Origin of the sequence: Conexibacter sp. CPCC 205762, assembly GCF_030646155.1 — a bacterium.
Taxonomy (GTDB): domain Bacteria; phylum Actinomycetota; class Thermoleophilia; order Solirubrobacterales; family Solirubrobacteraceae; genus Conexibacter.
Genome location: NZ_JAUTDN010000020.1, coordinates 74845 through 95027 on the forward strand (window position 1 = coordinate 74845; position 20183 = coordinate 95027).

The following is a 20183-nucleotide window of genomic DNA, read 5'->3' on the forward strand; positions in this document are numbered from 1 at the left end:
GGCGGAGACAGGTTACCCAGCGGCCTGCGCGGCGACGGAGCCGGGCTTGGCGGGGCAGGTCGAGTACAGGTGAGTGGTGCGCTGCTCTATCAACTTGGTGTAACCCCACGGGAAGAGGTCGCCGGCAGGCGCCCAGGGAGCGGCGCCGGTCGAACGCGAGGCGACGACCGAGCCGTGCTCGCCTGGCGTCAGGCCGACGTCCTTCGTGTGTCTGTCGACGTACCAGGCGACCATCGGGACCTGGTAGGTGCCGGTCGCCATCGCGCCGCACTGGCCGAAGTACTTCCCGCCGCCGACCTTGTCGAGCCCCTTCTCGAGGTCGATCCGCAGCTGCGCCTGGTAGCGCAGCGCCGAGTCGAGCTTGCCGAAGCTGCGGAAGCGCGGGCCGGCCCAGTGGTAGGTCGCGGCCAGCAGCACGACGCAGGCGGCGACGCCGGTCGCGAGCGCCAGCACGTTGCCGTTTCTGCCGCCGACGCGCCGGACGACGCCGCTGGCGATGTCGACCGCGCGGCCGAAGCCGACGCCGCCGATCACGGCGATCAGCGTCGTGCCGAGGATGATGTAGCGCGGGTTGCCGGAGAAGCCGGCCTGCGTCATCAGCGCGATCTCGCAGATCCACAGCGCCGCGAGCGCGAAGACCGTCAGGACCGCGACGTCCTTGCGCGCTCTGAGCCAGTTCCAGGCGGCGACGACGAGCGCGAAGGCGGCGGCTGCCTTGACCGGCGTCAGCATCAGCGGCCAGGTGTTCTTGATCACTTGCCAGAACGGGAAGTCGGCGAACGCCGGGCTGTTTCTGCTCGGCTGCTGCGCGCGGTCGGCCGCGCGCCAGAAGTTGCCCGAGCCCCAGTACTCCGGCAGCAGCCACAGCAGCGGGATCAGCACGCCGCAGGTGACGACCAGCACGACCGTGCGGCGCTCGCGGTCGATCAGCAGCAGCCAGAGGCCGTAGAGGCCGAGGAAGGGCCAGATCTCCGGGCGCAGCAGCGCGGCCAGGAAGCCGAGCAGGAACGCCTGCCGGTACTTGCCGTCGAGGTGGCGCTCGATCCCCCACAGGGTGAACGCGACCAGCAGCCCCTCGGAGTTGCCGAGCGTCATGTTGCGCACGAACGAGGAGCTGATGAAGAGCGCCATCGCGGCGATCACGCCGGCGATCGTGCGCGCCGGGATCGAGCCGCCGGTCAGCCGCCAGGCGAGCCGGAAGGAGAGGATCACCGACATGAAGGCGCCGGCGCGGCCGACGACCAGCCAGAGGTCCGGCGCGGCGCTGCCGAACGGCGCGAACAGCGTCGTGAACATCACCGTCAGCGGCTTCCACGACGGCCCGTCGGTGGTGACGAGGTCGAAGTGGAGGATCTCGCGGCCCCAGACGATCCAGGCCCACGGGTCGTAGGTCGGCGTCGAGGGGTAGAGCAGCGTCAACGCGGCGAGCGCGATCGAGACGAGCGCGAGGATCGCGTAGACGCGGCCGTGGGTAGCCCGCTCTGGGACGCGCTTGGGCGTCAGCCGGGTCTGCAGCGTGGCGAGCCACGCAGGCGAGCTTGAGGGGGTTGCGGTCGAGGCGGTCACAGAGGGGGTGGGAAGCGGCTTCACGCGGTCTGCGCGGCGGCGTCGACGTGCGTCTCGGCGCGCGCGGCGGCAGCGGCCTCGTGCTCGGTCCGCTCCTCGTCGCGAGCGGCGTCACGCGCCGCGCGCACGCGGGAGAGGCCGCCATAGCGTACGACGAGCAGCACGAAGCCGACGACGGTGATCGGGACGAACAGCACGAACCGCAGCAGGATCAGGTACGACAGCACCGCGCTTCTGGGCGCGTTGGTGACGGCGTTGACGGCGAAGATCACGGCCGCGTCGTAGGTGCCGATGTAGCCGGGCGCGGCGGGGATCAGCGAGGCGGCGTTGGTGAAGGCGACGACGGCGAGGCCGTCGCGGATGCTCAGCTCGATGTGGAGCGCGTGACCGACCATCTTGTAGACGCTCGCCTCGACGACCCAGATCAGCAGCGAGACGACGAGCAGGACCGCGCCGGTGCCGCTCAGCAGCTGCTTGACCGGGGCCAGCATCGGCAGCAGCGACTCGAGCACGAACATCAGCCGCTCGCGGAACTTCAGCAGCGCGACGGCGGCGCCGACCAGCAGCAGCACGACGACGCCCGCGCCGGCCAGCAGCAGCGTGCCGCTCGGCTTCGGCAGGTCGCCGAGCAGGTCGCTCGCGAGCACGACGAGGATGATCCCGAGCGCGACGGCGTCGAGCACGCGCTCGGCAAGGATCGTGCCGAGGATCGTGCGCTTGGTCGTGCCCTCGACTCTGGCGCCGAGCAGGAAGGTGCGCAGCAGCTCGCCGCCGCGGGCCGGCAGGACGTTGTTGCCCATGTAGCCGATCGGCGTGAGCGCGTAGACGTCGGCGCGCTTGGCGCGCACGTCGGCGCGGCGCAGGATCCGCTCCCAGCGCTCGGCGCGCATCAGCGTCGCGACCGTGTAGAGGCCGAGGCCGCCGGCGAGCGCGAGCCAGCCGCCGGTCGAGTCGGGGAAGGTCGGCGCCTCCTGCTTGGTCGCCCACCAGACGATGCCGACGATCGGGACCAGCCAGAGGGCCCCGAGCAGGATCCGCTTGCGCGCCGGCGTCATCAGTACTTCGTGCCTCGCTCGTCGAGGCAGTCCTCGATCTTTCCGAGCGTGGCATCGTCGAGGTCGCCGACGGTGAAGAGCGCGGGGCCGATCGCCTCGGCGCCGGTCGCGTCGTCCTCGTTGCGGAGCTGCCGGCTGAGCGCGTCCTGGAGGGTCGCGGTGAAGGTCACGTAGGCACCGGAGGTGGCGGGAAGGATGTTGATCCGCTCGCGGTAGCGCGGATCCTTCTCCGACTGGACGCCCTTGCCCGCGAAGCAGCCGATCGGCTCGTCACGGGGGTCGAAGGCGGTCGCCTGCCTGGTGCCGGCGCCGGTCTTGGGGGCTTCGTTTCCGCCGCCGACGCTCGTCCCGCCCTCGCCGCACGCAGCGAGGAAGAGGGTGAGGATCAGGGCAGCGACGAGCGCAGGGGCCTGGTACGCACGGCGATGCATGAACCGGACAGGCTAGAGGATCGGGAGGCGCGGGAACCTCACGACGGTCGTTACACGGCTGTGCGCGGACCCGCACGCGCCCGTGCAGAGCCCGGCAGCACGGACCTCTAGACTCCCGCGCTCCATGCTCGCGGTTCCCTTCGCGCTCGACGGTCCGGCGCCCGAGGCCGGCGCCGTCGTCGCGGTCCTGCTCGTCGCCTGCGCGCTCGTCGTCAGACGCGCCCGCACGCGTGCGCTGGCGATGTCCGGCGCGCTGCTGCTCGCGCCGGTCCTGCTCGTCGCCGACATCTGGGACTCGCCGCAGATGGAGGTCGTGCGCAACCACGCCGCGCCCGCGCTCGTCGCCGCCGTGCTCGGCCTCGCGGCGCTGTCGGCGCTGGCGACGCTGATGGTGCGCCGGCCGCTGCTGCTGCCGGTGCTGGCGGTCGCGGCGCTGCCGTTCCGCGTCCCGATCGAGGTCGGCGGCTCGAGCTCGAACCTGCTCGTCCCGCTCTACCTCGTCGTCGCCGCCGGCGCGCTCGCCTTCATCGTGCCGGCGCTGCGGCGCGACCCGGAGCTGCCGGAGCCCGAGCGCGCCTGGGAGCCCGGCTGGATGGAGCGGCTGCTGGCGCTGTTCGTCGTCCTCTACGGCGTGCAGGCGACCTACTCGGCCGACTTCGAGAAGGCGCTCCAGCAGATCGCCTTCTTCTACGTCCCGTTCGCGCTCCTGTTCGTGCTGCTGGCGCAGGTCGAGTGGACGCCGAAGCTGCTGCGCTGGTGCTTCGGCGTGCTCGTCGGCCTCGCGCTCGTCTTCTCCTGCATCGGCTACGTCGAGTACGCGACGAGACACATCTTCCTCAACCCGAAGCTGATCGCCTCCAACGAGCTGCACTCGTACTTCCGCACCAACTCGGTCTTCTTCGACCCCAACATCTACGGCCGCTTCCTCGTGATCGCGATGCTGGCGGTCGCGGCGACGATCCTGCACACGAAGCGGCGCGAGCTGCTGGCCGGCGGCAGCGTCGTGCTCGCGGCGCTGTGGGCGGGGCTGGTGCTGACGCTGTCGCAGTCGAGCTTCGTCGCGCTGCTGGTCGGCCTGGCGACGCTGGCGGTGCTCGAATGGGGCGTCCGGCGGACGCTGCTGCCGGCCGCCGTCGTGGTCGTGATCGCGGCCGCGGCGGTCGCCGTCTCCCCCGGCACCTTCGGCGTCGACTTCGGCAATCTCGACGCCTCCACCGGCGGCCGCTCGGGGCTCGTCGGCAGCGGCGGCAGCCTCTTCACCGAGCGGCCGCTGCAGGGCTTCGGCTCAGGCGCCTTCGAGGTCGAGTACGGCGACCGCCACCGCTCCGGCGCCGACAGCGCCGTCACCTCGCACACGATCCCGATCACGGTCGCCTCCGAGCAGGGCGTGATCGGCCTGCTCGCCTACCTGGCGCTGCTGGTCGCCGCCTTCCTGCGGCTGCTGCGCGGCGCGAGCGCGGCGCCGACGCGCGGCTTCGTCGCCGCCGCCTTCCTCGCGCTCGTCGTGCACACGTTCTTCTACGCGGCCTTCCTGGAGGATCCGCTGACGTGGGCGCTGCTGGGGCTGGGGACGGCGCTGGCGGCGCAGACGGCGCGCGTGCCGCGCAGACGGGCGGCCGGCGTCGCGGCCTCGCAGCGCGCCGCTCAGGCGCTCGGCGACGGCAGCGCCGGCGGCAGCCTGCGCGCGAGCGACGGCTCCCTGCCGGCGACGTAGACGTCGGCGCGAGCGGCCTCGCGCGTCAGCTCGCGCAGGTCCTCGCAGCAGCCGCCGCCCTCCAGCAGCCGCGGCCGCAGCCCCTCGCGCAGCAGCGCGCGCGGGCGCTCTGCGCAGAGCGCGTGCGCCTGCGCCGGGTCGAGCCCGAAGCCGGTCGCGACCTCGATCGCCTGCGTCATCGACGGCGGGCGGCGCGGGCCGTGCGCGTCGGAGGCGAGCAGGCCGGCGCAGCCGTTGGCGAGCATGCGGACGGCGTTGCGGCGCGCTCTTATGCCGTGCAGGCCGAGCACCGACGAGGAGCTGACCTGCGCCAGCGAGCCGAGCCGCAGCTCGCGCCGCAGGCCGGCCATGTCGTCGTCGAACAGCGGATGGCAGCGCTCGGGATGCGCGAGCACGATCCCGTAGCCCTCGGAGCGGAGCGTGTCGGCGGCCTTGTGGAGCGTGTGTATCGCGCCGTCGAGCGGCGCCTCCAGCAGGATCCAGCGGCTGCCCGGCGGGCCGTGCGCGATCAGGTCCAGCTCGGTGGCGGTGAGGCGGGCGGCGCCGCGCGCGGCCAGCTCTCCCCCGCCCTCGACCGTCAGCGGGATCTTCGCGGCGCGCAGCGCGGCGTTGACCTCGGCGACGCGCTGCGGGATCTCGCAGACGTCGACGGAGGCGACGTGCGGGGTCGCGGTGGCGGTGTCGATTCCGTCGGCGACCTCGAGTCCGGCCAGCTCGAGCGTGGCGTCGAGGTCCGGTGGACCGTCATCGACGCCGGGGAGCAGGTGGACGTGCAGATCGACAAAACCTCTTTGCATCTCCCTCTATGAACGGCAGAACGGCGCGCAGGTTTCGTATGAATTGGGAAGATGTGACGCAATGGAGCGCTTCGTCGTCACGTGGTTGTGCAACACGGCCGCCCTCTGGGTCGCCACGAAGCTGCTCGACGGCGTCCATTCCGGCGGCGACTTCTGGGTCACGCTGATCGTCGCCGGACTCGTCTTCAGCCTCGTCAACATGGTCGTGAAGCCCGTCGTGACGGTGCTTTCGATCCCCTTCATCATCATCACGCTGGGGATCGCGCTGTTCTTCGTCAACCTGCTGATGCTGTTCCTGACCAGCTGGCTGGTCGGCAACTTCGAGATCGACGGCTTCTGGACGGGTGTTGCAGCGACGCTGATCGTCTGGGCGGTCAACGCGCTCCTGGACGCCATCTTCGCGCGCGACGAGGACTGAGCGCCGGTCAGCGGGCGATCAGCGCCAGCCGGTTGCCGGCCGAGCAGGTCGGCGTAGAAGCGACGCAGCGGCTGCTCGTCGGGGCCGGCGACGTCGAAGTAGGACGAGCGCGTTGGGCTGGTGGACGGTCATCGTTGCTCCTGGGCGGGGTGGTCGCCGAGGCTGCCGACGACGCCGCCGAGCCACCGCTCCAGCGTGCGCAGGCGAGCGCGGTCGGTGCGGTAGCGGCGCCAGGTGCCGTCGCGCTGCAGCGTCACGAGGCCGCACTTGCGCAGCACCTTGAGATGCTCGGAGGTGGTCGCGTTCGCGAGCCCGAGCGCCTCCGACAGCTCGCCCGCCGCGATCGCGTCGCGGTCGGCGAGCAGCAGGATGCGACGCCGGGCGCGATGCGAGATCGCCCGCAGCAGCTCGTCTGCCTGGTCGTCGTCGAGGTCGTCGTGCGTGGTCAGCGCCGACGACTATTTCGGAACCTGGCGAAATAGTCAAGAGGGGTTTCCCGCGAGCGATACGGTTGGGACGTGAGCGCAGACGAGACCAGCGCGGCGGACGCGGCGGCCGGCAGGACCGCATCGCCCGGCACGGCGGCGCAGCGATGGACGCTGCTCGCCTGCATCCTCGGCTCGACCGTCGTCTTCCTCGACGGCACGGTCGTCAACGTCGCGCTGCCGGCGATCGCCGACGGGCTCGGCAGCGGTCTCGCGGCGCAGACCTGGATCGTCGAGGCGTACCTGCTGACGCTCGGCTCGCTGATCCTGCTCGGCGGCTCGCTCGGCGACCTGCTCGGCCGCCGCCGCGTCTTCACCTACGGCGTCGCCGGCTTCGGCGCCTGCTCGCTGCTGTGCGCGATCGCGCCCAGCAGCGAGACGCTGATCGCGGCGCGGGCGCTGCAGGGCGTCGCCGGGGCGCTGCTGGTGCCGAGCACGCTGGCGCTGATCATGGACACCTTCGACGAGCGGCAGCGCGGCGCGGCGATCGGCAGCTGGACCGCCTGGACCGGGATCGCGATGGTGATCGGGCCGCTCGGCGGCGGGCTCCTGCTGGAGGTCGTCTCGTGGCGCTGGATCTTCGCCGTCAACGTCGTCCCGGTCGCGCTGACGCTGTGGCTGCTGCAGCACGCGCCCGCCGGCCACGCGCGCCCGGGGACGAGGATCGACTGGGCCGGCGCCGCGCTCTGCGCGCTCGGCCTCGCCGGACCGGTGCTGGCGCTGACCGAGCAGCCCTCGCGCGGCTGGGGCGACCCGCTCGTCGCGCTGCCGCTGGTCGGCGGCGCGCTGCTGCTGGTCGCGTTCGTGCTGTGGGAGCGGCGCGCGCGGATGCCGCTGCTGCCGCTGTCGATGTTCCGCGCGCGCAACTTCAGCGTCGGCAACCTCTCGACCTTCGCGCTCTACGGCGGCCTCAACGTGCTGACGCTGTTCCTCGTGCTGTTCCTGCAGCAGGTCGCGGGCTGGTCGCCGATCGCGGCCGGCGCGGCGATGCTGCCGGTGACGCTGATCACGTTCTTCCTCGCCAAGCGCTTCGGCGCGCTCGCCGACACGCTCGGGCCGCGCCGCTTCATGGGCTTCGGGCCGCTGATCGCCGGCGCCGGCATCCTCCTGCTGCTGCGCGTCGGCCCCGATCCCAGCTACCTCACCGACGTGCTGCCGGCGGTGCTCGTCTTCGGGCTCGGGCTGGCGATGACGGTCGCGCCGCTGACGGCGACGGTGCTCGGCGCGGCCGGGGTCGAGCACGCCGGCGTCGCCTCCGGCGTCAACAACGCCGTCTCGCGCGTGGCGGGGCTGCTGGCGATCGCGGTCGCCGGCGCGGCGGTAGCGGGCGCGGCGGCGACGACGCTCGACGACGAGCTGGCACGCGTGCGCTTGACACCCGCGGCCGAGCGGGCGGTCGACAGAGCACGCGACCTGCGGCTGACCGCCCACGCGCCGGGAACGCCGGCCGGCGAGCGGGCCGCGGTCGAGCAGGCGCTGACCGACGCCTCCGTCGACGGCTTCCACGTCGCGATCTGGATCGGCGGCGGCCTGGCGCTGCTGGGTGGCGCGATCTCGCTGATCGGGATCAAGGACCCGCGCCGCAGGGTCTCGTGCGAGTCGTGCCCCGGCGGCGCGCTCGTCGGCGCCTCGACCGAGCTGCGGCCCGAGCCCGAGCCGGAGCCGGAGCCGGTCGCGGCGGGCGGGGCTTAAATGCCGCGACCCCGCTTGCTGGAGCGGGGTCGCGGTGCTGCTGCGAGGGGGCTGTGGTGGAGGAGTCGTCCGGGGTGTTGGTGGAGGAGAGGTCCGGACTGGTGGTCGGTCGTGGTGGTGGTCCTGAAGCGGGTTACGCGGCCTCGCGCAGCGCGGCGAGGGTGCCCTCGCGGCTGAGGCGGCGCAGCGCCTGCTCCTCGATCTCGCGGGCGCGAGAGGAGCTGACGCCAAGGCGTCTGCCGATCTGCGTCAGGGTCTGCGGCGGCTCGCCGGCAGTGCCGAAGCGCAGGTGGATCACGGTCTTCTCGTTCTCGGGCAGGCCTTCGATCGCCTTCTGCACCGTCTGGTGACGGAGCGTGTCGGCGACCTCCTCGTCGGGCGCGGGCGCGTCGGTCTTGATCAGGGCGCCGAGGGCGGTGTCGCCGTCCTCGCCGACCGGCGCGTCGAGGCTCGTCGGCTCGCGATCTGCTCTGCCGGCCTCGATGACCTGCTCGAGCGGCAGTCTCGCGGCCTCCGCGATCTCCTCGTCGGTCGCGTCGCGGCCGTGCTTGGCCGTCAGCTCACGGCGGATGCGGGCGACCTTGCGGGCGCGCTGGCCGACGTGGACGGGGAGACGGATCGTGCGACCGGTGTTCTCCAGACCGCGCTGGATCGACTGGCGGATCCACAGCGTCGCGTAGGTGGAGAAGCGGAAGCCCTTGCGCCAGTCGAACTTCTCGACCGCGCGGATGAGCCCGAGCGTCCCCTCCTGCACGAGGTCGCCCATGCCGAGGCCCTGCCCCTGATAGTGGCGGGCGATCGACATCACGAGGCGCAGGTTGGAGTTGACCATCCGCTCCTTCGCCGCGAGGTCGCCGCGCTCGATGCGTCTTGCGAGCTCGATCTCCTCGGCCGGCGTCAGCAGGGGCCAGTTGCGCGCCTCGCGCATGAGCAGCTGAAGCGGGTCGAACGTGGTGTCGGTGGTCTCGTGGTGGGCGGTGGTTCCAGACGTCTTCATGCTGTCTGCCTTCGTCTTCGTCTTGAGTCCCTTTCAAATACCTACTGCTGTGCTAGGTATTCTACGACGAGATCATTGCTTCGTCAACCAACTTGGGCGAAGCTGGGCGCTTCTGTGCGCTTTCTCACATGCTGCGCCGTCGATCCCGCGTGTTTGGCGATGCCCCGGAGGTGCGTAGCGAAACCGAGATCCGGGCAGGCCTGTCATCAAGCATCCCGACAGACCTAAGGAGGACCTCAAATGGCCAGTGACGGATCGGTCGACCAGACCAAGGGCAAGGTCAAGAAGGCAGCCGGCGAGCTGACCGACGACGACAGCCTCAAGAACGAGGGCCGCGTCGACAAGGCGACCGGCGACATCAAGGAGAAGGTCGGCGAGGCAGCCGACAAGCTCAAGAACGCGCTGCGCAGAGACTGAGGGGTTGTCAGCGCGCGCGGACCGGCGACAAATCGTTAACACATCGATAACAGGAGCGCGGGCGAGCTAGCCCACAATCGTTGCCATGTCATCGACTGCCGGTCCCGCGCCGTCGACCCCGAGCGAACTGCCCGCGTTCGCCCGTGGCTCCGACACCATCGCCAACGCCTGGACGCTCGCGTTGGAGACGTACCGCGCGAAGGACGAGGGCAACGTCGCCGCCGACGTCGAGCATGTGGCGATCACCGCCCGCCTGCTGCACGACGCCGGCGCCGACGACGCCACCGTCGCGACCGCCGTCCTGCACGACCTGATCGAGGACACCGGCGTCGACCGCTCGCTGATCGCCGAGCAGATGGGCGAGGAGATCGCCCGCCGCGTCGACGCGCTGACGGAGAGACCCGAGATCAGCTCCTACAACGAGCGCAAGGCCGAGCTGCGTCAGCGCGGCATCGACGCCGGCCGCGACGTCGCCGCCGTGATGGCCGCCGACAAGCTCGCGCGCGCCACCCGCGCCGCCGGCGGCCGCCTGCGCCCCGAGAAGCTGCGCCACTACCAGGCGACGCTGTCGCAGCTGCGCGACGCCTTCCCCGACCTGCCGCTGCTGCCGGCGCTCGGCGACGCCGTCGAACGGCTCAAGCCGGCCGATCCGGCGAAGACGGTCGAGACCGCCGACCCGGCCCACTTCATCAACCGCGAGCTGTCCTGGCTCGACTTCAACGAGCGCGTCCTGCAGCTCGCCGAGGACAGCCACCAGCCGCTGATGGAACGGGTCAAGTTCTCCGCCATCTACGGCTCCAACCTCGACGAGTGGTTCATGGTCCGCGTCGCGGGCGTCGCACAGAAGGTCGACGCCGGGATCGAGGCGACCAGCGCCGACGGGATGCCGCCGACGGAGCTGCTGGAGGCGATCGGCACGCGCGTGCGCGCGCTCGCGACGCGCCAGGCGGCGCTCTTCGATCAGACGCTGCTGCCGGCGCTCGCCGAGCACGGCGTCCGCATCGTCGCGTGGGACCAGCTCGACGACGCCGAGCGCCAAGAGGTCGACGCGCGCTTCGAGCGCGAGGTCTTCCCCGCCCTGACGCCGCTCGCCGTCGGTCCCGCCCAGCCGTTCCCGTACATCTCCAACCTGTCGCTGTCGCTCGCCGTGCTGGTGCGCGACCCGGAGAGCGAGCAGACCCGCTTCGCGCGCGTGAAGGTGCCGAAGGAGGGCCTCCCGCGGTTCCTCCAGATCGGCGCGGGCGCGCGCACGCTGGTGCCGATGGAGACGGTCATCGCCGCCCATCTCGACCAGCTCTTCCGCGGCATGGAGATCGTCACGCACGGGCTCTTCCGCGTCACGCGCGACGCCGACTTCACCGTCTCCGACGAGGCCGACGACCTGCTCGAGGCGGTCGAGGCCGAGCTGCGCCGCCGCCGCTTCGGCGAGGTCGTGCGGCTGGAGGTCAGCGAGGGGATCGACCCGATCCTGCGCGCCCGCCTGCTGGCCGAGCTGAGAATCGAGGAGGGCGACGTCTACGACCTCGGCGGCATGCTCGACTACGCCGACCTCTGGCAGGTCGCCAAGCTGCCCGGCTTCCGCGACCTGCGCGACGCGCCCTGGACGCCGGTGATGCCGCCCGAGTTCGTCGAGGAGGGCAAGCAGAAGAGCCTCTTCTCGCAGATCCGCGAGCGCGACCTGCTCGTCCATCACCCGTACGACTCGTTCGCGACCGTCGAGCAGTTCGTCAAGCAGGCGGTCGCCGACCCGAAGGTGCTGGCGATCAAGCAGACCGTCTACCGCACCAGCGACGACTCGCCGCTCGTGCCGGCGCTGATCCGCGCGGCCGAGCGCGGCAAGCAGGCGGTCGGCCTGGTCGAGCTGAAGGCGCGCTTCGACGAGCGCCAGAACATCATGTGGGCGCGTGCGCTGGAGCAGGCGGGCGTGCACGTCACATTCGGCATGCCGGGCCTCAAGACGCACGCGAAGGCTGTGCTCGTCGTGCGCCGCGAGGGCAACGGCGTCAAGCACTACGCCCACGTCGGCACCGGCAACTACCACGCCGGCACCGCCCACCTCTACACCGACTTCGGCCTCTTCACCGCCGACGACGAGATCACCGCCGAGATCGCCGAGCTGTTCAACCAGCTGACCGGCTACTCGAAGCCCGACGACTACGAGCACGTGCTGGTCGCGCCGCTCAACCTGCGCGACGGGATCATCGAGCAGATCGACGCGACGATCGCCGCGCACACGCCGCAGCAGCCGGCGCGGATCGCGATGAAGATGAACTCGCTCGTCGACCCCGCCTGCATCCGCGCGCTCTACCGCGCCTCGCAGGCCGGCGTGCAGGTCGAGCTGAACGTGCGCGGCGCCTGCTGCCTGCGGCCCGGTGTGTCCGGCGTCTCCGAGAACATCCGTGTCGTGTCGATCGTCGGGCGGTTCCTCGAGCACTCGCGCATATACGCCTTCGAGCGCGGCGGCGAGACGACCGTGCTGATGGGCTCCGCCGACCTGATGCCGCGCAACCTCGACGCGCGCGTCGAGCTGGTCGTGCCGGTGCGCGACGCCGACGCCCGCGCGGAGGTGCTCGACGCGCTCGAGCGCTGCCTCGCCGACACCGAGAACGCCTGGGAGCTGCGCGCCGACGGCAGCTGGCACCATCGCCGCGTGCAGCCGGGCGAGGAGCGCCACGACGTCCAAGCCGAGCTGATGCGCCTGCATCGCGCACGCGCCGAGCACGTGGAGGCATGAGCGCGCTCGCCCCCGCGCCCGGCGGCAGCAGCCGCGCGGTCGAACGGCGCGTCGCCGTGATCGACCTCGGCTCCAACAGCTTCAGGCTCGTGGTCTTCTCGGTCGGCGAGTCGGGCTGGTGGAAGCGGACCGACGAGCTGTCGGAGATGGTCAGGCTCGGCGGCGATCTGGGCCCCGCAGGCGAGCTGTCGCCGCAGCGGATGGCGCACGCGCTGGAGACGCTGCGCGTCTTCGCCGCCTTCTGCGCCACCAACGGCCTGAGAACCGAGCAGATCGAGGCGGTCGCGACAAGCGCGGTGCGCGACGCGCCCAACGGCGAGGAGTTCGTCCAGCGCGCCCGCCGCGCGACCGGCCTGCCGATCCGGATCCTGTCGCAGCGCGACGAGGCGTGGTTCTCCTACGTCGCGGCCGTCAACTCGACCTCGCTGCAGGACGGGATCGTGCTCGACATCGGCGGCGGCTCGCTGGAGCTGGTGCAGGTCGAGCACCGCGACGCGATCAACTGCGTCTCCTGGCAGCTCGGCGCCGTGCGCGTGACCGAGCGCTTCCTGCACGGCGACGGCCCGGCCGACCGCGACGAGCTGGAGCAGCTGCGCCAGCACGCGCTCAAGCAGCTGGCGACCGAGCCGTGGGTCGCGACCGCCGGCCGCGAGCGGCTGGTCGGGATCGGCGGCGCGCTGCGCAACCTCGCGACCGCCGCGATCCGCGCCGCCGAGCTGCCGCTCGACAGCGTCCAGGGCTTCGTGCTGACCGCCGAGGCGCTCGACGAGCTGATCGAGCAGCTGGCCAGCCGCGCCCCCGCCGACCGCGAGCGCGTCGCCGGCATCAAGCGCGGCCGCGCGGAGGTGATCCTCGGCGGCGCGATCGTGCTGCGCGCGGTGCTGGAGGCGACCGGCGCGGCCGGGATCGAGACGATCGAGCCGGGCCTGCGCGAGGGGATCTTCCTCGCCGGCGAGCTGGCGCCCACCGACCCGCCGCTGGTGCCCGACGTGCGCGCCGCGAGCGTCGTCAACCTCGCTCGCCAGCACGGCGTCGACCTCGTCCACGCCGAGCACATCGCCGAGCTGGCCGACCAGCTCGTCGGCGCGCTGCCCGGCGCCGGCCTGCCGGCCCCCGGCGAGCCGCAGCTGGTGCACGCGGCGGCGCTGCTGCACGACGTCGGCATGGCGGTCGACTACGACGACCACCACAAGCACTCCAGCTACCTGATCCTCGGCTCCGGCCTGCCCGGCTTCACGCCGCGCGAGGTCGCGCTGATCGCGCTGATGGCGCGCTACCACCGCAAGGGCACGCCGCAGCTCGGCGCCTTCGCGCCGCTCTGCGAGCCCGACGACGACCAGCTGCTGCTGCGCGGCGCGGCGCTGCTGCGGATCGCCGAGCAGCTCGAGCGCAACCGCGACCAGGTCGTCCGCTGCGCCCGCCTGCGCAGGGACGAGGACGACGAGGAGGGCGTCGTGCTGGAGCTGGAGGCCGAGGGCGACACGATCGTCGCCGAGTGGGCCGCCGGGCGCCAGAGCGACCTCTTCCTGCGCGCCTTCGGCGCGTCGCTGACGGTCGCGCGCGGCTAGACCCCAGGGGCAGGACTGGGGATCGGGCTCGGGTCGCCCCCGCTGCCGCGCGCGCCGCCGCACGATGGGATCGAGGGCATGTTCACTCGACTCTTCGCCACCCTCGGCGCGACCGTGCTCGCCGGCGCCGCCGCGGCCGCCGTCACGCCGGCCGCCCACGCCGACTCGATCGCCTACGTCAAGGACGGCAACGTCTGGCTGTCGACCTCCGACGGCGGCCGGCAGCACCAGGTCACCATGGCCGGCGGCTACTCCAGCGTCTCGCAGGACAAGTACGGCGAGATGGTCGCGCTGCACGGCACGAGACTGCACTGGCTGACGCGCGAGGGCGGCCTCAAGGCCGACATCTACACGCCCGTCAGCAGCGGCCCCGGCGCGCAGAACGGCGGCGACGGCCGCCAGTGGTTCGGCCCCTTCGACCCGAAGCTGTCGCCCGACGGCCGCCGCGTCGCCTACCACTGGTACTACAGAGCGATCGACGGCGGCTGCCTGCCGGAGTACCAGACCGTCTGCGTCTACCTGCGCCAGGGCACCGGCTACAGCTGGCCCGACAGACTGACCTCGCTCGACGATCCGCAGAACAAGTCCCAGAGCGGCTGGATCTCCCCGACCTGGACGAGCGACGACCAGACGGTCCTCAGCGACCCGTCGCCGTCGATCGGCAACGAGGACCTCGTGATCCACACGCCGTACCCGTTCGAGGGCACGAGCGGGATGGTGCGGTGGGCCAACGACCCCGACGTCGAGCTGCACGAGGGCGAGTTCGACCCGACGCACAGAAAGATGGCCTACGTCGCCGGCGACACGCACGAGCTGCTGCGGATCTACAGAACGCCGGAAGGCCTCTACCCGTACTTCCCGAGAGGCTGCTACCAGCTCAGCGACCCGGTCGGCGGACGCTTCAGCGGGCCGAGCTGGTCGCCCGACGGGACGAAGCTGGCGTGGTCGGAGGGTGACGGCATCCACGTCGCGCCGGTCACCTCGCTGGAGCAGGACCCGTGCGACCAGGGCGCCTCGATCGGCGGGCTGCTGATCCCCGGCGCGACGAGCGCCGACTGGGGCCCGGCCGACGTGCCGCCGGCGCGGGTCGCGCCGAGACCGGCGCCGGCGCCGCGCCCGGCCCCGGCGCCGCCCAGCCCCGGCAGAGGCGGCGGCTCCGGCAGCGGCGGCGGAGGAGGCGGCGTCAAGCCCGGCACCAACGGCGCCGCGCTCGCCGCGAAGGTGACGAGCAAGAAGGCGCTCGCCAGCAGAGGCGTCGCCGTCACGGTCGGCTGCGCGAAGGCCTGCCGCGTCGGCGTCGAGCTGCTGCACGGCCCGCGCACGCTCGGCAGCAGCTCGCTGCGGCTCGCACGCGCCGCGACCCGCACCGTGACGGTGCGGGTCGCGAAGAAGCACAAGGCGCGGCTGCTGAAGGCGCGCAAGCCGACCGTCCGGCTGCGCGTGAAGATCGTCCCCAGCGGCGGCGGCAAGGCCGTCGTCAAGACGATCTCGCTGCGGCTCACGTAGCGACGAGCGTCTCCTCCGCGAGCGCCTGCTGGTCGGCGGCCGCGACGCTCTCCGCGCTGGCTGCCTGTGCACGATGCCCCGGCACCAGCAGCGCGGCGACGACACCGGCCGCCAGCACCGCCGCACCGACCCACAGCGCCGCGGTCAGGCCGTCGGTGAAGGCCTGCGGCGAGACGTAGGAGCCGGAGCCGGCGAAGACGGTCGAGAGGACCGAGACGCCGAGCACGCCGCCGATCTCGCGGATCGTCGAGGTCGCGCCGGAGGCCTGGCCGGCCTCGCTCGTGCGGACCGACGAGAGGATCGCGTTGGCGGCCGGCGCGAACACCAGCGCCATCCCGGCGCCGGCCATCACGAACGGTATGACGAGCGCGCCGTAGGCGACGTCCGGGGTCGAGACGCTCGCCAGCCAGGCGAGCGCGCCGGCCTGCAGCGCCAGGCCGCCGGCCATCAGCGGCCGCGAGCCGATGCGGTCGGAGAAGATCCCCGCCAGCGGGGCGACGATCATCGTCACGCCGGTCCACGGCAGCGTGCGCAGGCCCGCCTCCAGCGGCGAGTAGCCCTGCGCCGTCTGGAAGAACTGCGCCAGCAGGAAGATCGAGCCGAAGACACCGAAGTACATCGACAGCGAGACGCCGCTGGTCGCGCTGAAGGCGCGGCTCTTGAAGAAGCGCATCGGCAGCATCGGCTCGTCGGTGCGCAGCTCCCAGGCGACGAACGCGGTCAGCAGCGCGAGACCGCCGATCAGCGTGCCGAGCACGGTGCCGCTGGTCCAGCCGAGGTCCTCCGCTCTGACGATCCCGTAGGTGAGCGCGAACAGGCCGCTGCCGACGAGCGCGAGGCCGGGCAGGTCGAGCTTGCGGGTGGCGCCGCGGGACTCGTTCAGGCGGCGGTAGGCGAGCGGCACCAGCACGATCCCGACGGGGACGTTGATCCAGAAGATCCAGTGCCACGAGATGCCCTCGACGACGGCGCCGCCGATCAGCGGGCCGAGCGCGACGCCGAGGCCGCTGACGCCCGACCAGATGCCGAGCGCGAGGCCGCGCTTGCCGGCCGGGAAGGCCTCCGACAGGAGCGTCAGCGAGAGCGGCATGACGGCCGCAGCGCCGGCGCCCTGGAGCGCGCGGGCGGCGATCAGCGTCTCGGCGCTCGGTGCCAGCGCGGCGGCCGCGGAGGCGAGCGTGAAGAGGCCGAGGCCGATGCTGAAGACGCGGCGGCGGCCGAGCCGGTCACCGAGCGCGGCGGCCGGCAGCAGCAGCACCGCGAACGCGAGCGTGTAGGCGTTGACGGTCCAGCCGAGCGAGCTCAGCGAGGCGTCGAGGTCGACGCGGATCGACGGCAGGGCGGTCGTCACGACGAGGTTGTCGAGCGTGACCATGAAGAGCGCGAAGCTCGTCACGATCGAAGTCCAGATCTGACGCGAGCGGGTCATTCCGCCGGCTCCTTTCAGCGCTTCGATGGTGGTCATGGTGTGTAATCAGTCACTCACTCTTGGGGCAAGAAATGAGCCGCCCTCGTCGCGCCCATCGCGCGACGGCGGCGGCCGTCTCCTAAGGTCTGCAGTCGTTGATGTCGCCGCCGACGAGATCCTGCGACCACGGCTCGCCGATCGACGGTGCGTCCATGCCGGCCATGACGGTGCAGAGCATCCCCTGCGCGAAGAACTCGCGCATCCGCTCGCCCTCGGCGCCGGTGAGCCGTCTGACCAGCTCGTACAGCTCGCCGTAGCCCTTGCGGACGGCGTCGCGCACGACCCCGTCGCCGCCCGAGGCGGCCGCGAACGCCTGCAGGGTCGCCTGCAGCGTCGTGCGATCCTCCATCAGGCCGAGATAGGCCATCGCCATCCCGGCCATCGGCTCCTCGCCGGCAGCGCGAGCGCGCTCCGCGCCCGCTCTCATCGTCGCGCCGAGCTTCTCGTAGCAGCGCTCGACGGCGGCGACGTACAGCTCCTCCTTCGTCGGGAAGAGCCGGAACAGGTAGGCCTGCGAGATCCCCGCCGCCTTCGCGACCGCCGTCGTCGGCGTGCCGTGGAAGCCGTGCTCGGCGAAGACGACGAAGGCCGCCTCGATCAGCGCCTCGCGGCGTTCGGCGGCGGTCGAGAGCTGGCGGGTGGCGGTGGCCATGGGTGTGAGTATGCACTCACTCACACCTTGTGTCAAGCGCGTCGCGCCAGGCGGGGCGCGGGCCGCGGGGCGCGGGCGCGACGCCGGCGGCCCCTAACGCGCGAACGGCCCCGCCCCGACAATTCGCCAAAGCCGGGGCGGGGCCGCGCAGCGGTCCGACGGGTTTGCAACGCAGCGGGCCGCTGCGCGGATCATCGGCCTAACGGCGTCAGCCCTTGAGTCCGTTCGTCGAGTAACGGATCAGTCTCGTGATCCCGGTCGTTCTCTGACCGTTCTCGTTGACGACCGTCGTGCGGACTCTCATGTTGCCGCGGGCCTTCAGCAGGCGCTTGCCGAGGTCGTTGAGCGTGATGTGCACGATGCCGCCGAAGTTCGGTCTGATCGTGTACCCGTCACGCACGCCGACGGACTTGCCGCTGCGCTCGAGCGTCATGTTGCCTCTGCAGGCGACGGCGCCGAAGCAGCCGAGGAAGACGCCGCCGACGCCGTTCTGGTCGGCGAAGGCGGTCTGGCCGAAGAACGACAGGATCGTCGAGCCGGTGCCGCCGGTCTGGAACGTTCTGTCCTCGCCGAGCGCGATCGCCTCGTCAGGACCGACCGCGACCAGGCGGTAGTGGTACGTGGCGTCGACTCTCAGGCCCGACAGCGAGCCCGTGACCGTCACCGGCGTCGTGCCCGAGCCGGCGCCCTGCGGCGCGGTCTGGTTGCCGTAGGCGGTCGTCTCGCCGAACTCGAAGTAGTAGCTCGTCGCACGCCCCTGCGGGTTGACCGTGCCGTTGATCGTCGCGGTCGACAGCAGCGCGACGGCGTTGCCGGTCGTCGCGGTCGGCTTCGGCGCCGGGGCGGGCGCGGTGCCGGTCGTTCTGAACGTGACGTCGCTGCCGGTCGCGGTGCCGGTGGCGTTCGAGGCGACGACGCGGAAGTGGTAGTCCGTGCCCGGCGTCAGCTCGGTCAGGTCGACGTTGACGGTTCTGTCGTCGGTGCCGTTGCCGATCGACGTCAGTCTCGTCTGCTTGCCGTAGGCGGTCGTCGTGCCGTACTGGAAGGAGTAGCTCGTCTCCTCCCCTCTGGCGTTGACCGTGCCGGCCAGCGTCGCTCTCGTGTCGTTGATGTTCGTCGTGGCGCCCGTCGTCGCGGTAGGCGCGTCGGCGAGGGCGGTGGAGGCGAGCGTGCCTGCGCCCGCGGACAGCGCAAGAGTCACGACGCCAAGTGCAGCGATTCGCCGCATGAGGACCTCCGTGTTGGTCGTTGGCGTTCGGGCTCTACAACTCGGCGGGGTGGGCCCGAGTTGCGGCGGGGGTCGAATCGGCTGACCTTGCAACCGCCGTTGCGTTTGAGCCGGCGTAGGGCGGAAAGCAAGATCCCAACACGGTTCACAATCTGTTGAGGTGACCTATGACAACTGTTGAAGAATCGATCGACGTCGCAGTCCCGGTTCGCACCGCATACGACGCCTGGACGCAGTTCGAGCGCTTCCCGGACTTCATGGAGGGCGTCGCCGAGATCAAGCAGCTCGACGACGTGACCGTCCACTGGGTCGCCGAGTTCGGCGGCAGCCGTCACGAGTGGAACGCCGAGATCACCGAGCAGCACCCAGACGAGCGCGTCGCCTGGCGCAACACCGACGGCAAGGAGAACGCCGGCGTCGTCACGTTCCATCGTCTCGGCGACAGCGAGACGCGAGTGATGGTGCAGCTCGACTGGGCGCCCGAGGGGCTGAAGGAGAAGCTCGGCGCGGCGCTCGGCGCCGACGACCGCCGCGTCCGCGGCGACCTCGAGCGCTTCAAGCAGCTGGTCGAGCGCGAGGGCGCCGCGGCGCGCGGCTGGCGCGGCGAGGTCAGACAGGACCCGACGCGCTGAGCGAGGCTTCGCCGAGGCGCGGCCAGGGCGCTCGTGCCGGTCGGGCGCGAGCGTGACGGGGCTCAGCTGCTCGGCGCCAGGTATCTCTGGCAGGCTCTGCTCGCCTTGACGAACGCCGGATCGTCGCGGTCGACCGCTCTGTCGTCGAAGACGGGACCGTCGCCGGAGGTGTTCGCGTCGGGCAGGTCGTAGCCGTTTCTGCGCACGCAGGCGACGAATCTCCGCAGCGCCGCCGTGTCCGGTCTGCCGCCTCTGCCGCCTCTGTCGCCGGGACCGCCCGGTCCGCCGAAGCCGCCGCCGAAGGTGGCGCCGCACTTCTCCAAGGCGGCCTGCATTCTTCTGCGGTCGGCGTCGGAGAGGTCTCTGAAGCCGCCGCCGGGGCCGGGGCCGCCGCTGCCGTCAGCGCCGGGCGGTGGGCCGGCGGGCATCTCGCCGTCGGCCGGCGGGCCGGCCGGGGTCGTGCCGGTGCCGCCCTGCGGCGGTCTGCCTGCGCCGGCGGGCATCTGCGGCAACTCGACGCCCTGCTGTCTGAGGCAGGCCTGCAGCTCGGCGCGATCTCTCATGCCGGCCGCGGCGGTCGTCGCGGCGCCGGCCGCGGCGGTCGTGCTCGACGCGTCGTCCGCGGAGGAGCCGCAGGCCGCGAGCACGGGCGCCAGCGCCGCGAGCGCCGCCGCCGTGACGAGCGTCCTGCGGACGGTGGAGGTCGTCATCTGTCTCCGTTCGAGTCGTTGAAGAGGCTGTCGACGGCGTCGTCGCCGGCCGCGCCGCCGCCAGCCGCCGCGCCGCCCGCCGCGCCGCCGGGGGCCGCGCCAAGTCGGATCGT

Annotated in this window: 18 protein-coding genes; 8 read left to right on the top strand and 10 right to left on the bottom strand. The window is 72.0% G+C overall.

Annotation, left to right across the window (positions count from 1 at the left end):
* Positions 1–12: 12 nt before the first annotated feature.
* Genes Q7L73_RS16360 through Q7L73_RS16370 form a run of 3 tightly spaced genes read right to left on the bottom strand, consistent with a single transcriptional unit; the run spans position 13 to position 3052 of the window.
* Positions 13–1566, bottom strand: a complete 1554-nt coding sequence (locus Q7L73_RS16360) for a hypothetical protein (RefSeq protein WP_304690767.1) — start codon at positions 1564–1566, stop codon at positions 13–15.
* Between the two features lie 20 nt (positions 1567–1586).
* Complete coding sequence (locus tag Q7L73_RS16365) at positions 1587–2621, bottom strand: lysylphosphatidylglycerol synthase transmembrane domain-containing protein (protein WP_304690766.1); 1035 nt, start codon at positions 2619–2621, stop codon at positions 1587–1589.
* Positions 2621–3052 (bottom strand): hypothetical protein, encoded by a 432-nt coding sequence (locus tag Q7L73_RS16370; RefSeq protein ID WP_304690765.1) that lies wholly within the window; start codon positions 3050–3052, stop codon positions 2621–2623. The genes Q7L73_RS16365 and Q7L73_RS16370 overlap by 1 nt, the downstream gene beginning before the upstream one ends.
* 124 nt (positions 3053–3176) lie before the next feature.
* Between Q7L73_RS16370 and Q7L73_RS16375 the strand changes: the two genes are divergently transcribed.
* Positions 3177–4766 carry an O-antigen ligase gene (locus tag Q7L73_RS16375; protein ID WP_304690764.1) on the top strand — a complete coding sequence of 530 codons (1590 nt, stop codon included), beginning with the start codon at positions 3177–3179 and terminating at the stop codon, positions 4764–4766.
* Here the strand turns inward: Q7L73_RS16375 and Q7L73_RS16380 are convergent.
* Positions 4697–5563 carry a tyrosine-protein phosphatase gene (locus Q7L73_RS16380; RefSeq protein WP_304690763.1) on the bottom strand — a complete coding sequence of 289 codons (867 nt, stop codon included), beginning with the start codon at positions 5561–5563 and terminating at the stop codon, positions 4697–4699. The two genes, Q7L73_RS16375 and Q7L73_RS16380, sit on opposite strands and share 70 nt — an antisense overlap.
* A gap of 61 nt (positions 5564–5624) precedes the next feature.
* On the opposite strand from Q7L73_RS16380, the gene Q7L73_RS16385 reads away from it, so the two are divergent.
* Complete coding sequence (locus tag Q7L73_RS16385) at positions 5625–5981, top strand: phage holin family protein (protein WP_304690762.1); 357 nt, start codon at positions 5625–5627, stop codon at positions 5979–5981.
* Positions 5982–6109: 128 nt separating this feature from the next.
* Here the strand turns inward: Q7L73_RS16385 and Q7L73_RS16390 are convergent, their stop codons facing one another.
* Positions 6110–6430 (bottom strand): ArsR/SmtB family transcription factor, encoded by a 321-nt coding sequence (locus Q7L73_RS16390; protein WP_370552650.1) that lies wholly within the window; start codon positions 6428–6430, stop codon positions 6110–6112.
* A gap of 69 nt (positions 6431–6499) precedes the next feature.
* Here Q7L73_RS16390 and Q7L73_RS16395 point away from each other — a divergent pair, with 69 nt between their 5' ends.
* On the top strand, positions 6500–8158 hold the full coding sequence (locus tag Q7L73_RS16395; protein WP_304690761.1) for a DHA2 family efflux MFS transporter permease subunit: 1659 nt from the start codon (positions 6500–6502) through the stop codon (positions 8156–8158).
* A gap of 133 nt (positions 8159–8291) precedes the next feature.
* Here the strand turns inward: Q7L73_RS16395 and Q7L73_RS16400 are convergent, their stop codons facing one another.
* Positions 8292–9155 carry an RNA polymerase sigma factor RpoD/SigA gene (locus Q7L73_RS16400; protein ID WP_304690760.1) on the bottom strand — a complete coding sequence of 288 codons (864 nt, stop codon included), beginning with the start codon at positions 9153–9155 and terminating at the stop codon, positions 8292–8294.
* 240 nt (positions 9156–9395) lie between these two features.
* Between Q7L73_RS16400 and Q7L73_RS16405 the strand changes: the two genes are divergently transcribed.
* The 4 genes from Q7L73_RS16405 to Q7L73_RS16420 all read left to right on the top strand — a co-directional run bounded on the left by Q7L73_RS16405 (position 9396) and on the right by Q7L73_RS16420 (position 15380).
* Positions 9396–9572, top strand: coding sequence for a CsbD family protein (locus Q7L73_RS16405; RefSeq protein ID WP_304690759.1), 177 nt, complete (start codon positions 9396–9398; stop codon positions 9570–9572).
* A gap of 85 nt (positions 9573–9657) precedes the next feature.
* Positions 9658–12306: a polyphosphate kinase 1 gene (gene ppk1, locus Q7L73_RS16410; protein WP_304690758.1), complete on the top strand. Its 2649-nt coding sequence runs from the start codon at positions 9658–9660 to the stop codon at positions 12304–12306.
* Positions 12303–13874: a Ppx/GppA phosphatase family protein gene (locus Q7L73_RS16415; protein WP_304690757.1), complete on the top strand. Its 1572-nt coding sequence runs from the start codon at positions 12303–12305 to the stop codon at positions 13872–13874. Before ppk1 ends, Q7L73_RS16415 begins: the two co-directional genes overlap by 4 nt.
* Positions 13875–13952: 78 nt before the next feature.
* On the top strand, positions 13953–15380 hold the full coding sequence (locus Q7L73_RS16420; protein WP_304690756.1) for a hypothetical protein: 1428 nt from the start codon (positions 13953–13955) through the stop codon (positions 15378–15380).
* On the opposite strand, the gene Q7L73_RS16425 is transcribed toward Q7L73_RS16420, so the two are convergent.
* The 3 genes from Q7L73_RS16425 to Q7L73_RS16435 all read right to left on the bottom strand — a co-directional run bounded on the left by Q7L73_RS16425 (position 15373) and on the right by Q7L73_RS16435 (position 18701).
* The gene (locus Q7L73_RS16425; protein WP_304690755.1) at positions 15373–16809 is read right to left on the bottom strand and encodes a DHA2 family efflux MFS transporter permease subunit; all 1437 of its coding nucleotides are present in this window, start codon (positions 16807–16809) and stop codon (positions 15373–15375) included. The two genes, Q7L73_RS16420 and Q7L73_RS16425, sit on opposite strands and share 8 nt — an antisense overlap.
* A 118-nt stretch (positions 16810–16927) precedes the next feature.
* Positions 16928–17500 (bottom strand): TetR/AcrR family transcriptional regulator, encoded by a 573-nt coding sequence (locus tag Q7L73_RS16430; protein WP_304690754.1) that lies wholly within the window; start codon positions 17498–17500, stop codon positions 16928–16930.
* A gap of 208 nt (positions 17501–17708) precedes the next feature.
* Positions 17709–18701, bottom strand: coding sequence for a fibronectin type III domain-containing protein (locus Q7L73_RS16435; RefSeq protein ID WP_304690753.1), 993 nt, complete (start codon positions 18699–18701; stop codon positions 17709–17711).
* Between the two features lie 194 nt (positions 18702–18895).
* Between Q7L73_RS16435 and Q7L73_RS16440 the strand changes: the two genes are divergently transcribed.
* Positions 18896–19360: an SRPBCC family protein gene (locus Q7L73_RS16440; RefSeq protein WP_304690752.1), complete on the top strand. Its 465-nt coding sequence runs from the start codon at positions 18896–18898 to the stop codon at positions 19358–19360.
* A gap of 62 nt (positions 19361–19422) precedes the next feature.
* Here Q7L73_RS16440 and Q7L73_RS16445 read toward each other — a convergent pair whose 3' ends face one another.
* Positions 19423–20070 carry a hypothetical protein gene (locus tag Q7L73_RS16445; protein WP_304690751.1) on the bottom strand — a complete coding sequence of 216 codons (648 nt, stop codon included), beginning with the start codon at positions 20068–20070 and terminating at the stop codon, positions 19423–19425.
* Positions 20071–20183 lie beyond the last annotated feature (113 nt).

What these genes read in the sequence shown, in the direction of transcription:
- Q7L73_RS16375 (WP_304690764.1), top strand. Translation starts at nt 3,177, where the DNA reads ATGCTCGCGGTTCCCTTCGCGCTCGACGGTCCGGCGCCCGAGGCCGGC.
- Q7L73_RS16370 (WP_304690765.1), bottom strand. Translation starts at nt 3,052, where the DNA reads ATGCATCGCCGTGCGTACCAGGCCCCTGCGCTCGTCGCTGCCCTGATC.
- Q7L73_RS16405 (WP_304690759.1), top strand. Translation starts at nt 9,396, where the DNA reads ATGGCCAGTGACGGATCGGTCGACCAGACCAAGGGCAAGGTCAAGAAG.
- Q7L73_RS16430 (WP_304690754.1), bottom strand. Translation starts at nt 17,500, where the DNA reads ATGGCCACCGCCACCCGCCAGCTCTCGACCGCCGCCGAACGCCGCGAG.
- Q7L73_RS16445 (WP_304690751.1), bottom strand. Translation starts at nt 20,070, where the DNA reads ATGACGACCTCCACCGTCCGCAGGACGCTCGTCACGGCGGCGGCGCTC.
- Q7L73_RS16365 (WP_304690766.1), bottom strand. Translation starts at nt 2,621, where the DNA reads ATGACGCCGGCGCGCAAGCGGATCCTGCTCGGGGCCCTCTGGCTGGTC.
- Q7L73_RS16420 (WP_304690756.1), top strand. Translation starts at nt 13,953, where the DNA reads ATGTTCACTCGACTCTTCGCCACCCTCGGCGCGACCGTGCTCGCCGGC.
- Q7L73_RS16425 (WP_304690755.1), bottom strand. Translation starts at nt 16,809, where the DNA reads ATGACCCGCTCGCGTCAGATCTGGACTTCGATCGTGACGAGCTTCGCG.
- Q7L73_RS16380 (WP_304690763.1), bottom strand. Translation starts at nt 5,563, where the DNA reads ATGCAAAGAGGTTTTGTCGATCTGCACGTCCACCTGCTCCCCGGCGTC.
- ppk1 (WP_304690758.1), top strand. Translation starts at nt 9,658, where the DNA reads ATGTCATCGACTGCCGGTCCCGCGCCGTCGACCCCGAGCGAACTGCCC.
- Q7L73_RS16415 (WP_304690757.1), top strand. Translation starts at nt 12,303, where the DNA reads ATGAGCGCGCTCGCCCCCGCGCCCGGCGGCAGCAGCCGCGCGGTCGAA.
- Q7L73_RS16385 (WP_304690762.1), top strand. Translation starts at nt 5,625, where the DNA reads ATGGAGCGCTTCGTCGTCACGTGGTTGTGCAACACGGCCGCCCTCTGG.
- Q7L73_RS16440 (WP_304690752.1), top strand. Translation starts at nt 18,896, where the DNA reads ATGACAACTGTTGAAGAATCGATCGACGTCGCAGTCCCGGTTCGCACC.
- Q7L73_RS16400 (WP_304690760.1), bottom strand. Translation starts at nt 9,155, where the DNA reads ATGAAGACGTCTGGAACCACCGCCCACCACGAGACCACCGACACCACG.